This window comes from Sediminicola sp. YIK13, assembly GCF_001430825.1.
In the GTDB taxonomy this organism is placed as follows: domain Bacteria; phylum Bacteroidota; class Bacteroidia; order Flavobacteriales; family Flavobacteriaceae; genus Sediminicola.
This window is the reverse complement of the sequence record NZ_CP010535.1, coordinates 3,138,090-3,152,380: the sequence shown is the minus strand read 5'-3', so window position 1 is coordinate 3,152,380 and position 14,291 is coordinate 3,138,090. Positions and strand designations below refer to the sequence as shown.

General features: G+C 34.7%; 10 protein-coding genes. 1 reads left to right on the top strand and 9 read right to left on the bottom strand.

The window, feature by feature from the left end; genetic code table 11:
- Position 1 precedes the first annotated feature (1 nt).
- Complete coding sequence (locus tag SB49_RS14065) at positions 2–907, bottom strand: tail fiber protein (protein WP_062057775.1); 906 nt, start codon at positions 905–907, stop codon at positions 2–4.
- 559 nt (positions 908–1,466) lie between these two features.
- Here SB49_RS14065 and SB49_RS14060 point away from each other — a divergent pair.
- Positions 1,467–1,799, top strand: coding sequence for a helix-turn-helix domain-containing protein (locus SB49_RS14060; RefSeq protein ID WP_235537780.1), 333 nt, complete (start codon positions 1,467–1,469; stop codon positions 1,797–1,799).
- 37 nt (positions 1,800–1,836) lie between these two features.
- Here the strand turns inward: SB49_RS14060 and SB49_RS14055 are convergent, their stop codons facing one another.
- The 8 genes from SB49_RS14055 to SB49_RS14020 are packed head-to-tail and all read right to left on the bottom strand — an operon-like array spanning position 1,837 to position 13,725.
- Positions 1,837–2,238, bottom strand: coding sequence for a hypothetical protein (locus tag SB49_RS14055; protein ID WP_062057772.1), 402 nt, complete (start codon positions 2,236–2,238; stop codon positions 1,837–1,839).
- On the bottom strand, positions 2,238–5,906 hold the full coding sequence (locus SB49_RS14050) for a DUF6443 domain-containing protein (protein WP_062057769.1): 3,669 nt from the start codon (positions 5,904–5,906) through the stop codon (positions 2,238–2,240). The genes SB49_RS14055 and SB49_RS14050 overlap by 1 nt, the downstream gene beginning before the upstream one ends.
- A gap of 3 nt (positions 5,907–5,909) precedes the next feature.
- The gene (locus tag SB49_RS14045; RefSeq protein ID WP_062057766.1) at positions 5,910–9,149 is read right to left on the bottom strand and encodes an RHS repeat domain-containing protein; all 3,240 of its coding nucleotides are present in this window, start codon (positions 9,147–9,149) and stop codon (positions 5,910–5,912) included.
- Positions 9,139–10,119, bottom strand: a complete 981-nt coding sequence (locus tag SB49_RS14040) for an interleukin-like EMT inducer domain-containing protein (protein WP_062057763.1) — start codon at positions 10,117–10,119, stop codon at positions 9,139–9,141. The genes SB49_RS14045 and SB49_RS14040 overlap by 11 nt, the downstream gene beginning before the upstream one ends.
- The gene (locus SB49_RS14035; RefSeq protein WP_062057760.1) at positions 10,120–11,052 is read right to left on the bottom strand and encodes a tail fiber protein; all 933 of its coding nucleotides are present in this window, start codon (positions 11,050–11,052) and stop codon (positions 10,120–10,122) included. It abuts the gene before it with no gap.
- Positions 11,021–11,917, bottom strand: coding sequence for a tail fiber protein (locus tag SB49_RS14030; protein WP_062057757.1), 897 nt, complete (start codon positions 11,915–11,917; stop codon positions 11,021–11,023). Before SB49_RS14030 ends, SB49_RS14035 begins: the two co-directional genes overlap by 32 nt.
- Positions 11,907–12,851, bottom strand: a complete 945-nt coding sequence (locus SB49_RS14025; RefSeq protein ID WP_062057754.1) for a tail fiber protein — start codon at positions 12,849–12,851, stop codon at positions 11,907–11,909. The genes SB49_RS14030 and SB49_RS14025 overlap by 11 nt, the downstream gene beginning before the upstream one ends.
- Positions 12,841–13,725 carry a tail fiber protein gene (locus SB49_RS14020; protein ID WP_062057750.1) on the bottom strand — a complete coding sequence of 295 codons (885 nt, stop codon included), beginning with the start codon at positions 13,723–13,725 and terminating at the stop codon, positions 12,841–12,843. Before SB49_RS14020 ends, SB49_RS14025 begins: the two co-directional genes overlap by 11 nt.
- Positions 13,726–14,291: the final 566 nt, after the last annotated feature.

Below are 14,291 nucleotides of genomic sequence, written 5' to 3'. Positions count from 1 at the left end.
GTTAATTCAGATTCAATTTTGTTTCAATTTTTTTCAACCTTTTATGAAGGGTTTCTTTTAAATCATCAATAGTTTTACGATCAAGTTCTTTTTGTAAAGCGAACTCTTCTTGCTTTTTTTCCAGTGAAATGATGTATAAGGTTAATTCCTCTATTTTCTCCAATAATTTCATATTCATCACCCCAAGTTCCACCCCATTTTCTTCCATTTCCTTAGCAGAAGGTATATTGGGCAAGTGGCCATTTTCCTTTATAAATTTTTGGATTTCTTCCAAGGATCTTAGTTCGTAATCATCCTTAAACACATAGTCAGGACCAGGAACTGAAAGGTCTACTTTCACTTCTTCTACGTGGATTTTTCCTTTTACGGTGAGTTTGGAATCCGGAGAATTAGTCCCAATGCCAATATTTCCCATGTTTTTAATAACCATCAAATTACCTCCTCCAACTATACCCCCTTGCGATATGACCAAATCATTATTAAGACCATGGCTTATATGAAAGTAGGAATTACCATTATTTGGCAAAAAGGATATAGCGGACTGTTCGTTCATATTTAACAGGGTCCGTAAACCGTTAGAACTTTTTACTTCCAATTTGGCACCTGGACCTGTAGTTCCAATCCCAACATTGCCCCCTTGTCCATTTAAAATTGTATTTCCCTTGCTATAATAATTAACATAGGTACTAAATGCACCATCTTTTGAATCTAGATGAAGATTGCCATTGGTAGCAAAAATACCTGCATTGGGGGTAACCCTACCATTACCCCCAACTTGGAAGTATTGTCCCCAACTAGAGTTTGGCCCAAATAACAAATAGGCATTGCCCGTATTAGGATTTACAGTACTTTGGGACCAAGCAAAAGCAGTAGCCAACAGGACAAATATGTTGAAGATTAGTTTCATAATTAATTAGAAAGACTAAGGAGTTGTTGACACTTTTTATGATAATCTTTTACCACTAAAAAAAAGCTAATACCAAAAAAGGATATTGCAATGAAAATATTGTTGAAACGATGTAGACTAAAAAAGATCTCTGTACTTGGTGAGGTATCACTGTTTTGTGAATAAGAATTTAAAAGAGGATTGTTGAAATTGTACATACTTATAAAAACAGCGATTCTTTTCGATTGTTAAAATAGATATAATATTTTTAAAATAACTACTATATTCTATGTATTTCATCGAAAAGTTTGTATCACAACCCTTTGTTCATACATTATGATGAAAATATAATATCGCAACATATTGATTTACATGTTATTAAAATAATTTATGGATCTTGTTTTAATTTCCTAATAAATGTAAGATTTTACCTTAAGATAGTTTAGGCGCTTATCCTATTGAGTTAGTTTAGATGTAAAATTCAATAGTAATGAATCTAAGATTTTCGGAAAAATAAAGGTCAAAAAAAGGATCAATTGCTCATTTTAAATAATGGATTGTAATTATTTTAATCGTATTTATGATGTTTTATTTTCTGAACCTAAAAAATAAACATTACATATCAAAAGATTTGTCTCGGGAAGAGCTAGCTAAATTGATTGGCACTTCTGGACCGATTATAGGTCGTTATGAACGTGGCGATATGATGCCATCTATTGAGATTGCTCGTAAAATTTCTGATATACTTGATGTAAGCCTTGATTATCTTACTGGTAAAGCTGATGTGCAGATGGACAAAAATACTCGTGAACGTATTTTAGAAGTGTCTAAATTTGAGGAAGAAGATAAACAACATATCTTTTCTGTTATTGATGCTTTTATTGCTAAACGTAAAATTCAATCTATTCTATAAACTAAAAAACCACCTCGTTAAAGGTGGTTTTGTTAATTTAGATTTTATTTTTGCTATGCACAGATTCGTGTATTAATGGGGTTTCTATTCTTTTTAGAATTACATTTTTAAACTTTATTTTATCTCTGCTAATAAATTCTATCTTATGTTCTCTTTCATTCATATAGCCACTTGATAGCATTTCTGTTGGGTCTTTTGTTACATCACATTTTAATTGGATTTCACTACTATTCATTTTTTGCCATTGCCCTGTACACATTGGATTTGCATCTTGATACTTTGTCTTTAAAGAAAATGTACTGTCTGCATTTAACGATAATGAATACTCAAAATCTTTTCCTTTTTTATAATATTCCCCATAGATAGATTGTTCGTTTTTTAAAGCCTTACAACTAAAAATTGAAGATATTATTACTATATAAATTATATTTCTAATCATTATTCTTTTAAATAAATTGTTGGTAAAGAACGAAATGTCCAATCAGCAGGTAGTCCGCCTAATGCACCAGCATTACTAGGATATGCTCTAATTAAATCAGCTCTTGTTGAATTTACATTTAATGGTGTTATACCTGTATTCGAAGCTCCACCTACACCATAAATATTTGCACCAGTAGATGTCCTTATTCCTTGAACCCAAGCATTGGTAATATCTCCTAATGAACGTACTCTAGAAGTTGAGCTTAATCCAGAGACTGAACTTGGGTCATAAGCATATTGGGCTCTATATGAAGCAGATTCATCTCCTAAATCTTGAGCGTAAGTATTACCTGTGCCACTATCAAATGCTATATTTCCAGATTCAAACTGTCCTGCGTGAGTACTTTCGTGAACAAAATTAGCGGTACTCCCATATGCAATAACCACTTCTCCAGTTGCAGGGTCATATGTTGTACCTCCAACTTCTCCTGCTCCTGAATCTAATCTATAAAATTGCGAACTCGATTCTAAGTTACCTAAGTTAGTTAGAGTTTCTCCAATGCCATCAATTCTAGTATTTAATTTATCAATTCTACTTTGAGATGCACCTCTTTCAACTAATCGGTCTCTACGTGCAGTAAGGTCATTCTGTTTATTTTGAACGTTTGTCCGTTGAGCATTAAATTCTGCTTGACTTCCTGCAGAAATACTATCTCCTTTTATTTCTCTAAAAGCAATAGGATTATTCTTAGTGAAAGCATAAGGCGAGTGGCTTACATACTTCTCTGCAAACCTATCAATTTTATTGAACCTTGCGATTGCTGGGTCATAGTCTCTCCATTGAAAAGCCAATGTATTTTTTCCTAGCTCTTCTTCAAGTTCTTGACCTTGGTATGTCTGATAGTTATTTTCCGTACCGTTGACCACATTATTGTACCCTTTGTGCTGCAGCCCGAAGGGGTAATAGTTGTTCTCCTCCCGTATCTCGGAAGTGGCAATACTCCCATTGTCATTGGCATCTTCATAGCTTAATCGAACATTCCCCAAATGATCCTTGTACTGGTAGATATAATCATAGCCACCACTTCCATCGGGTTCAACGTACCCTTCGGCGTGGCTGAAGAACTGTAAAGTGTTGTTCTCATAGACATAATTACCCGCATATAATGTAGTGGTTGGAGCTATACCTGCACCTACAACATATTTTTCAAGCTTATTTCCCATCGCATCATAAATATAGTTAATTGTACCATATAATTTAGAATTAACAATTTTGACCGGTAAGTTGAGATGATTGTACGTTATGCCATTTGTAGTGGTTGTGCCAATACTTTTATTCAAGTCCTTCACCATGTTGCCATTTTGGTCATAAGTATACTCAACAGTTGCATTGGTTCCATCACTAAACCCTTCTATGTTATTAGATAAATCAGTAACTTTTTTTAATCTGTTGCTTATTTCTGAATCATGATAACTATAGGCTAGGTTATCTATAAGACCACTGGCGCCTTTTCTTTGTAAACTAATAATATTCCCGTTCTTATCATAGCTTATATTGGAAAGTGTAAAGTAGTTATCTCCAAGAATGCCGAATGACCCTGAACTACTTCTAATTTTATAATCCGCCCCAAGTATTCTGTTCAGACCATCATATTTATAACTATAGGCCCTTTGTGTCCATGGTTGACTGGACGTTTCGTCGTTCTTTGTCTTCCAGATGGTCTCGCTAATGTTTCCATTGTATAAAGATGTTCCGCCCAATTCCGTAGAATTATAATTTATTTTAAACCCAAAAAGATCGGTACCCAAATTTGACGGATTATTGATCTGCTTTAGCCAACCGCGGATATTGTATGCAAAGTCGACCGTCTGCAGGTTACCCCCCACTTTTTTCTGAATCAATTGGCCCAGCTTATCATAACTATTCTCCACTAAGGTCACCTCTGCCTGTCCGTTGATCTTTTGCTTTTGTAGCAAAATCCTTCCATGATGGTCATACAAAAAGTTATCCTCCGTGACTATAGAGGAGTTATTCCCCTTAACATGGTTGGTGATGGATCTTTTTATTTTCCCACCAAAATCTAGTTCTGTTTCCACTATATCCGTAGTCCCCAAATAGCCGTTCTTGCTGGCCGAATATATTGCTCTTCCCTTACTGTCATATCCTGTAATGGTAGTGATCCATTGATTGGTGGTCAACACCCTTACCTTACTCACTGTGGCTAGACCTTTGGTATTGGATGCTTTAGTCTGATTTAGCACTGATGATGGTACGTTAAGACCATCTGTATCCAAATAGGTGTCATAATAGTTCACCGTATGGATCTCGGAAATATTGCTTGTAGGATAACCTCCATTGTTATAATAGATTGCTGTACCTCCTGTGTTTGTAGCTGTATTAGATTGAGTTACCCAAGATATTGCTACTCCATTGGCCGCTGTTTGGAGTGAAGTCCTTGTGGTGCTTCCCGGTATGTTCGCCAATCCCGTATAGGCCACCCTACCAAAAGCATCATATTTGGTGAATAGCCATTTACCCTGCTCACCTAAATTCGGATCTTTGGTAAGTATGGGCTGGTCTAATTTGTTATAAACGATATATTCCCAACCCTTTCCAGGTATCTTTTTTTCAATGAGTCTATTTCGCTCGTCGTATTTATATTGGTAACAAAGTTCGTTAAGCTCATTAGCACTTACATTGTCCGTGGTTACCTTTGGTGTCAATACATACGTGAGGTTACCAAAATCATCATATACGTAATAGGTGTCATATGTGGTGCCACTATAGGGATGTTTGATCCGTTTTAGCACCACTCTACCGTTCTTGTCGGTGTATTCCTCCGTTACATGAGTGTTAGTGCCCCCTACTTGGTTTTCGTCTCTTACTAAATTCTTGTATAGTTCTCCCACTGGGTAGTATGTGCTCCCACCTGTGAGGATAGGACTTTGGGAGTTCCCTCCGGAAAAAGTCACCTTAAAAAAGCGGACCTCATTGGCATTATTCGCATAATAATCTAGCTTGATCTCGTGGCCACCACCTAAGCGCCAATCATATCCCGGTGCTGCCTGTTTGGTAACTCTATTTAAGGGGGAAGGCTCAAATTCCTTTTCTGAGAAAGGATTCAGATAGCTATTGTTCAGATCACTGCTGTAAAATGTCTGGTAATAGGAATTGGTAGCAGACGATGCGTCCGTACGAAAAGTACTCAATGCACCTGCTGCTTCATATGGCAGGTAGTCCTTTGGCATACGACCGTATTCATCATAGGACATATGTGTGATTATGTCCTTTTTGCTGGGAGATGCTTTGATACCAACACTTTGCTTTGGTCTTCCCAAACCATCGAAATAGGTGACAGATTCAATAACGTCCCCCTCTTTTGTTATGCTGGGGTTAAAATTACCCATGGGAGATTGGAAACTTCTGTTAAGGACATAATTTTCATTACTACTAAGTGTAAAAGACGTATAGGCATCATTAGCCGTGGTAATTTCGGTGACCTTAGCAGTAAAATTAGCCCCTCTTTTGATCCAAGAACCAGGTTTTAAAACAATGCTTTTCCCAGATGATAATGCTTCGGTTCCCGTTACTATATAGGTAGATTGTCCTGCATCTGGTTTGATGATCTGTGCGAAAGAAAAACTAGTGGCCAATAAAAACAAAAATGTATACTTTAATCTCATCATGATCTATTGGTTTTTGTATTTATATTGATTTTCTGACAATAAATTACCGTTTGCATCCTTTACAGCTTTTAATCGATTAAAGTCATCATATTCATAGGTAACTTTTAAACCTTTTGTATCAGTAATACTGGTGATGCCAACACCAGGATTATAGGTATACGTAGTGACCATTGAACCTAGCATAGATGAATGACTGCGAAGGGTTTGTAATTGAGTGGAATTCAAGGTGCCAGTTCCTAACGAAAAATTCTGGCCAAAACCTGGTAATGCTTCAATTTGAGTGTATCTGGCATTCTCTATTTTTGCTACAGGATATTGTTTATTATAACCCCAAATATAACATGTAGAAGGACCTTCTGCTTTTGAAACCTCTAATGGGTTTCCTCGCTCATCATAGGCGTGATAAACTATTCTTGGCTCTAATGGACTGTTTCCTTTCGATGTCTTTAACGATTCTATTGAAATCAAATTGGAGTCCCATACTTTAAAATCATTTTGCTGGTTGGATAATAATTCATTTAAATCCAAAACACCGTTGTTGTTATTGTCATAATAACTTTTTGTTTCTATGACTTCGGCTATTCTATTTTGAGTTATCAATCCAGAGATAGCAACACTTGGATTAGGTATGTCTTGGGGGTACTTATAATCTGTAATCAATAATTTACCTCTACTATCACTCACGTCCATTCTACTTTTCAGTAAATGGTCGGCATTGTTATAATAATAATTAGTTACTTTTTGTATCGAATCATTCCCGTGATATGTGGTATTAATCTCACGGACCAAATCATTCCAACCAACATCAACGGTATAAAAGTCCACTACTTGAGCTTGTGCATTTGCACCAGATTGATTATTAAATAGAATGTCGTTGCCCCACTTCATACCAAGTGAATACTTAGATTTTCCACTAAATACAAAAGGAACGTCGGAATACTCCCAAGAGTTTTTCTGAACCATGTTAAATACATTTCCAGATTTTTTGTATAATTTTTTTTCAATTGGAAGCCCGCGATAAACTTCTCTACTTTTTTCCGGTGGATAAGGGAAGCCTCCAGCGGAAATATCCCTTGAGTGAGAGAATGAATACTCAATATAACCTGTTTGATTGGCATCAGTCGTTTCCTCAAAAACTTTTTTGTAACCAACTGATGAGCCAGAATGTGTAACTTGTTGGATATTACTGGTAGATCTCACTCTTAAAAGATAAGTAGCTGTCTCACCACCATTAGATTGTCCACTATAATAAATAATTCCGTCCGAATGACTAAAATTTGGGACGCTAAAAATATCACCAGAGGATCTCGTAGAGGTGTAGTCGGTAGTATACTTGTATTTTTTTACCATTGGCAGAGCTGATGAATTGGGGTAATTCCTTATCTCATTTATTCGTAGCCCACCAACATACTTATTTTCAGCTTGGGTATTTTTAATAATATCCCACTCTGCAATAAATATAAAATCTTGGTAGTTTGGAGGTGATTGATTAAAACTAGCCTTCATTTGATAAGTACCATTTGGTAAAAATAATGACCTATCATATGGTGGATCATAATTTGAATCGTATATATCTGTGGTTGGGATAGAATTAGTTATTCCCTTTACTGTAAACCGAGCACAATTGCTTGCATTTTGGCTTATATTACATCCTGGAAATTCTATAATAAATCGTGTATTTGATCCGCCTTCCGAATTGTTATTGTTCAAAAATAAATCAGGTGGATTATTGATTGTAAATGTCACTTCAAAAGAGTTGGATTCAGGAATAGATTGACCAAACTCTATAAACTCTTCTCCGGATAGTATTTTTTGATTTGTATCATATTGAACTTGGATTTCATCGGTATACGCGCTATTGTTTTCAAAGTCGAATTCTGAATAACCTTTCGTGGGATAAGTTATCGTCTTCAAAATACCAAATTTTGATTTAGTTGGGTCAATGCCTCTGTCCGCCGCTTGTATACGGACAGGTGGGCTTGTATTTGGCAAATAATAGGTAGGGGTTAAACTTTCATTGGAATTTTTACCGTTGTAAAACCCCCAATAATCTTGAGCTGCACTAAATCTACAAGGAGGACTGTAAACTTCATTATAAGCGAATTGATGCTCCAATACTTCATTTGTATTTGGGGCGACTTGCCTAATTCTATCTAAAAACATCCATTTTTTACTGTAACTATCTGCGTTATAGCAAGGAGTCCCAGACCCTGCACCACCATTTCCTGTAATATATCTAGTTACAAAATCAAATTTACGAATAAGCCCAGCGTTATTGTAGATAGAAATGTTATCTAAGTTATATCCGCCCTGAAGGTCCTCACGTTCTTGGTTTTGCTTATTGAATACTATTTGTCCATTTTTAAAAATGATTGATTCAAGTACCTTAGCTTTAGTGACATTTATCGTAAGAATACTATTATTATTATTTGGTAATCCTGCATTTACACCGCTTAAATAATGATATTTTGTTACGACATTTCTTGTTTTGGTTGTATGACTCTCCTCTCTATAATTAAAATGTACAGTATCCATTTTAGTGGGTGATATCATTTTTGAAGCATACCAAGTACTTTTTATAGGCAAATCGTTATTCGCCTGGGTTGTTTCGATTTTATCTAAAATATATTCCAAACCATCCTTTGTTGTAATTCTAAAATTTTCACCCACTTTTAGAATTTTTATATTGGATTTGGGATATGTATTAAATATTGTTGATTCTTGGTCAAAGAAAAACTTACCGCTTTCATTTGGAAGATTATAATAAAAAATATCTGGTTCAGAATCTGCCAAACCATTGTAAAGATCATACCTAAAGGTATTCCATAAATTATTATTTGGATCTAATTCAGCAATATCTTGAATAGTCTTACCACTATATTTGTAAAAATAACCTCCACCATCTTCATCAGGAATCCCGCGTACACTTCTTGAAATTGATGGTATTGAACTTAAAGACCATCCTAATCCTACCCAGGAGGAAATACTTTCTACCTTATTCCCTCCTGCATGATAACTTAACGAAATTGGAAGGTTAAGCTCACCTGAATTAATAGTGTAAAGAGGGATTTCAATATTGGGGATGCCTGTAAAATTACTTACTGGTATTTCACCATATTTGGCAATTGAAGATGCGTTTGGGCTTAATGGAATAATCTTAGGTAAATCAGTTTGGGCATAAAGATTTAGTAAGCCAATTAATATGTAAATACTTAAAAATAAATTAACCTTATTATTTCTCATTCTTTAATACATTAATTTGTTTCTGTAAATTATCTATGCTGCTTTGATAATTGTTTTTTATATCAATAATATAAAGCGTCAACTCCTCGATTTTCTCCAACAATTTCATGTTCATCATACCAAGATCTACCCCATTCTCCTCCATTTCCTTAGCAGAGGGTACGTTTGGTAAATGCCCGTTTTCTTTGATGTATTTTTGAGTTTCTTCCAAAGACCTTAAATTGTAATCCTCTTTGAAAACATAATCAGGACCAGGAACAGAAAGATCTACTTTAACCTCACTCGTATGAATGTTCCCTTTTACAGTGAGTTTGGCATCTGGGCTATTTGTCCCTATCCCAACATTTCCTAGATGATCCACTAATAAAGCAGCCCCAATAGTGTTACCATCACCTGTCACTAAGGCATTGGTTATGTTATTTCCTATAAAAGCGTCGTCTATAAGCCAAGTGGCTATAACAGCGTACTCAGATTCTGAATTATTAGATTGCATTATCTCATAAGCAATATGATTAGGGGTGCTATTATTAATATTGGTTCCTGAGCCCCTGAAAATTGCAGCATATGAGCGTCGGGATCCTGAGGCTAGTCCTCCACCTAATTTAAATAAACCTAAACGTCTTGCTGCTATTTTAAGGTTGTTAGTAACAGCATTTTCCCAAGCATCATAAGATGTAAGAATGCCTATTTGTCCTCTTTTTAAATTATTAAGAGCTATTGCCAAATTATCTGATGCTGAAGTATTACCATATGTATCATAATTGGTAGAAGAAAGATGTTGATGTGTAAATGCATCAATAATTGTTAAACTAAGCCCTCTTCCCCCTGAATTGACAATGGGTACATTGTCTAGTTTTACAATTCGGTTTTGAGAATAATTATAAGAAGTACCTCTTACATAAAGGCTCGTTTGGGCAAAAGAACCTAAAGTTATTAATGCAACTAAAATTGTTAATTTTACTTTACTCATTTACCTGTTTTTTTTAATAAAAATCGTTTTAAGTTGTTCTATTTCCTTTTTAAATTCCAGATTTTCAGCTTTTAAATCAATTACATATAACATTAATTCTTCAATCTTCTCTAATAACTTCATATTCATAATCCCTAGTTCTAACCCATTTTCTTCCATTTCCTTGGCGGAAGGAATATTTGGTAAATGCCCATGTTTTTTGATGAATTTTTGGGTTTCTCCTAATGACATAAGATCATATCCTTCTTTAAATACATAATCTGGACCTGGAACAGAAAGATCAACCTTAACCTCTTCTGCATGGATGTTCCCTTTGACGGTAAGTTTGGAGTCCGGTGAGGTAGTACCTATCCCAACTTTACCATAATTATTGACAAAAAAAGTAGAAACCCATTCACCTGTACTCCAATATTTATATCCTACATTAAAACCTCCTAATGCATCATCACCAATTCTTAGTTTTACAATTGCATTATCGCTTCCTACGTCTTCTCTGTACAATGCAGTAAAATCTGAATTAGATCCTAACACAGGATCTTCTAAAACAAAACTATGTGATTGTATACCTCCATTAACATCAAGTTTTTGAGAGGGATTCGTTTTTCCGATACCCACATTACCACTATCATCATTTATACGGAACCGTTCCGTACTTTTCGTCTTTAGCACCAAATCATTATCATAAGAAGAGAAAGCGTTAGTTGTGGTATACACATCCTTATTAAAAATAATTTTTGGTCTATCGGTATAAATATGTGCCCACGACGTATTAAATGGTCCAATTTCAATAGTACCATGATTGGTTGTAAATACATGTTGACTAGAACCATCATAGGCATACTGAGCATATATATTATTGGATATTACAAACAACAGACATATAAAAAGGCTTTTTTTCATTCTAGTAATTTGTTTTTTTTTGCTTTTTTTCAAGGAATTGAATTCTATTCTCTAACGTTTTTAATATTTCTATTTCTTTCGCTTGTTCTTCTATTAATTTTTGCTGTTGAATTGTATACAACATTAACTCTTCTATTTTCTCCAACAACTTCATGTTCATCACCCCGAGTTCTATCCCATTTTCTTCCATTTCCTTGGCAGATGGAATATTTGGCAAATGCCTATGCTCGTTGATGAACTTTTGGGTTTCCCCTAACGATCTAAGATGGTAGTCCTCTTTGAATACATAATCTGGACCAGGAACAGAAAGGTCAACCTTAACCTCCTCTGCATGGATGTTCCCTTTCACTGTAAGTTTGGAATCTGGTGCAGTAGTGCCTATTCCTATATTTCCTTTTCCAAAATCCTGCGAAAACAAGGTTTTGTAACTGGGTTCAGATAGTACCAAGTCTCCTTGGGAATCATTAATATTTGGATCACCCATAGTAACAGTAGCGGATCCAATTCCTTTATTGAAGATTACACTTGCCGCTGTATGACTGAAGGGCATGTTGGCAGTAAGATGAAATTTGGAATTGGATATTTTTCGAAGTCTTAATGTTATGTATTTGGTAACTTCATCTTGAATAATACCATAGGATAAGCCACTTGAAAATTTTATAAATGCAGTAAATTTAACTTCCCTTGGATAATTATATCCCCAATTTCCATTATGATCTATTACTTCTCCAGTAATCCCAACTCCATCATAATTACCTAAAGTTCCTGCATCAATAACTGCGACTATTCTTTCACCTGGATTGGAACCTGTATTATAAACGTTCCAATCATAATCCGTCGAATAACCTAAGTAAAAAACAAATAGACAAAGGCTAAAACTTAAATACTTACTTTTCATTATTTTCTAATAAAATATTTAACTTTATATCCAGTTCATCTATTTTTTTAAGTTGCTTTTTGAGAAACTCAATTTCTTTATATTGCTCCAATGTGTACAGAACTAACTCCTCAATCTTCTCTAACAACTTCATATTCATTACCCCAAGTTCTACCCCATTTTCTTCCATTTCTTTTGCAGAAGGAATTTTAGGCAAGTGCCCATTAATTTTTATGAATTTCTGAGTTTCCTTTAAGGACATTAAATCATATCCTTCTTTAAAAACGTAATCAGGGGCAGGAACAGAAAGGTCAACTTTAATCTCTTCTGCGTGGATATTTCCTTTTACGGTCAATTTTGAGTCTGGTGAACTAGTTCCTATTCCTATGTCACCGTCTTTTGTTATTCTCATTGCCTCTATATTTCTTGGCATAAATTGAAAACCATCTCTCCCACTTATTCTCAACACATAATCTGCTCTAGTGCCTCCTCCTACTGCATTTAAATTATTTATCTCCACGTAATCTCCTATATCAGCGGTCCAAGATTGACGGAACAGGAATCCCCTTTCGGAATGAATTCCAAACCCAAATCCTGATTTACGTATCGTATTTTCATTACTAAGTGACAAATAATCGGCTTTAACACCACCAATAACATCAAGCCGATGTGTGGGCACGCCAGTCCCTAATCCAAGATTTCCATTAATGATTAAGTTTTTTGCAAGACTTAAGTCTCCACTAGGGCTAAAATTGGAAAAGACCGTGCCACTATGAAAAAAACGTAGACTGCCATAATAATTATCAATATTCCATTGGTTATACGTTGAATTACCGTTCATTAATATGAGTTCTCCACCTTCCCCCCCACCATTCTGAGGGTTTGCCACTATTGCCTGTGCATTCAAGCAAATGGAAAATAGACCAATTACTAAAAATGCTAAACTATTTCTCATCTTCTAGTTTTTTTATCCTCTTTTCCTGCTCTATTATATGCAAGGTTAACTCCTCTATCTTCTCTAACAATCTCATATTCATCACCCCAAGCTCAACCCCGTTGCCTTCCATTTCTTTTGCCGAGGGGATTTTTGGTAAGTGTCCATATTGATGGATAAACTTTTGGATTTCTTCCAAAGACATTAGATCATATCCTTCTTTAAAAACATAATCAGGTACAGGAACAGAAAGATCAACTTTAACCTCTTCCGCGTGGATTATACCTTTTACGGTAAGTCTGGAATCTGGTGAAGCAGTGCCTATTCCCAAATCACCATTATTGGTTAAACGCATGAACTCGCTAAGTACATGTTGTCCATCTGAGTCATAGCCCTCATGGTTTCTATATAACCATCGAAAACCATAATTGGAGCCTTCTAAAACACCTTTACTAGTATATCGATTGGAACCAGAATAATAATCTTTTGCATCATCACTATTTCTAGAGGCATTAAAACCAATGTAACCAGCCCATTTATTAGAACTCCCACCCCAATTAGCCTCATGTGTCCAGTCCAAATTTAAAACACCATTCAACCCTACTGCCGTTCTACCCTCAACGTGTAAATTAGCCTTAGGATTTGTAGTTCCTATTCCAATCTTTCCATTTTCATGAATGTTTAAACTCCCAAATTTGGTCTTAAAAATCAATCCATAATAGCCAGCAACCTGAACAGCGTTTGCCCCAGCACTAGGCAGGTTTAAATTACTAAGTCCTAATCCATACCAAGGACTATTATTAATTTTATTACTGGACTGAAGAACAGGATACTCTTGGGCAGTACCGTTTAAAATAATCAAGAGAAAAATAATGACACTAATATTCAATTTCATGAATCGTATTTTTTTATTTTCATTACAGAAATTTGTCGTGATTTTTTTATCTAAGGAAGCTGATTAAATCGGTTTTAAATTTTGTTTCGTTTATTACTCATAAGAAATCAATTATAAATTAGTTTCAATTTTAGAGACAATACTCTTCTTAAAACACTAAAACACAATAGATTAGAAGTATTCAATTTTTTATAATTTCATAACATATTTATTAAATTTTTCATAACAAAATGACGTTTTGAGTGCGAAAAATAAAAATTATGTTTTATTTATCTATTATTTTCTATGTGTTTTTTTAAAAAAAATCACTTTATCCATATTTTTCCTTCTATTTATGATGTATTTAAGTACAAAATTTATTAAGTATTTTCTGATATTTATTTTTGATTAAAATCCTAAAATCCATTTATCATATATGTATTAAATTCAATACGCAACGTTTCTTGAAAAAAAATAGTGAGGTTATATTCTATGTTTTTTTAACAAGTTTTAGCTTTTTGAAACTATATTTATGTATATTGGATTTTTAAATTTTAAGGATCTTTTTTTGTAGAATAATTTGGTAG

Coding starts and splice junctions, on each gene's coding strand:
- SB49_RS14030 (WP_062057757.1), bottom strand. CDS start 11,917: ATGAAAAGTAAGTATTTAAGTTTTAGCCTTTGTCTATTTGTTTTTTAC.
- SB49_RS14040 (WP_062057763.1), bottom strand. CDS start 10,119: ATGAGTAAAGTAAAATTAACAATTTTAGTTGCATTAATAACTTTAGGT.
- SB49_RS14050 (WP_062057769.1), bottom strand. CDS start 5,906: ATGATGAGATTAAAGTATACATTTTTGTTTTTATTGGCCACTAGTTTT.
- SB49_RS14065 (WP_062057775.1), bottom strand. CDS start 907: ATGAAACTAATCTTCAACATATTTGTCCTGTTGGCTACTGCTTTTGCT.
- SB49_RS14045 (WP_062057766.1), bottom strand. CDS start 9,149: ATGAGAAATAATAAGGTTAATTTATTTTTAAGTATTTACATATTAATT.
- SB49_RS14055 (WP_062057772.1), bottom strand. CDS start 2,238: ATGATTAGAAATATAATTTATATAGTAATAATATCTTCAATTTTTAGT.
- SB49_RS14025 (WP_062057754.1), bottom strand. CDS start 12,851: ATGAGAAATAGTTTAGCATTTTTAGTAATTGGTCTATTTTCCATTTGC.
- SB49_RS14020 (WP_062057750.1), bottom strand. CDS start 13,725: ATGAAATTGAATATTAGTGTCATTATTTTTCTCTTGATTATTTTAAAC.
- SB49_RS14060 (WP_235537780.1), top strand. CDS start 1,467: ATGATGTTTTATTTTCTGAACCTAAAAAATAAACATTACATATCAAAA.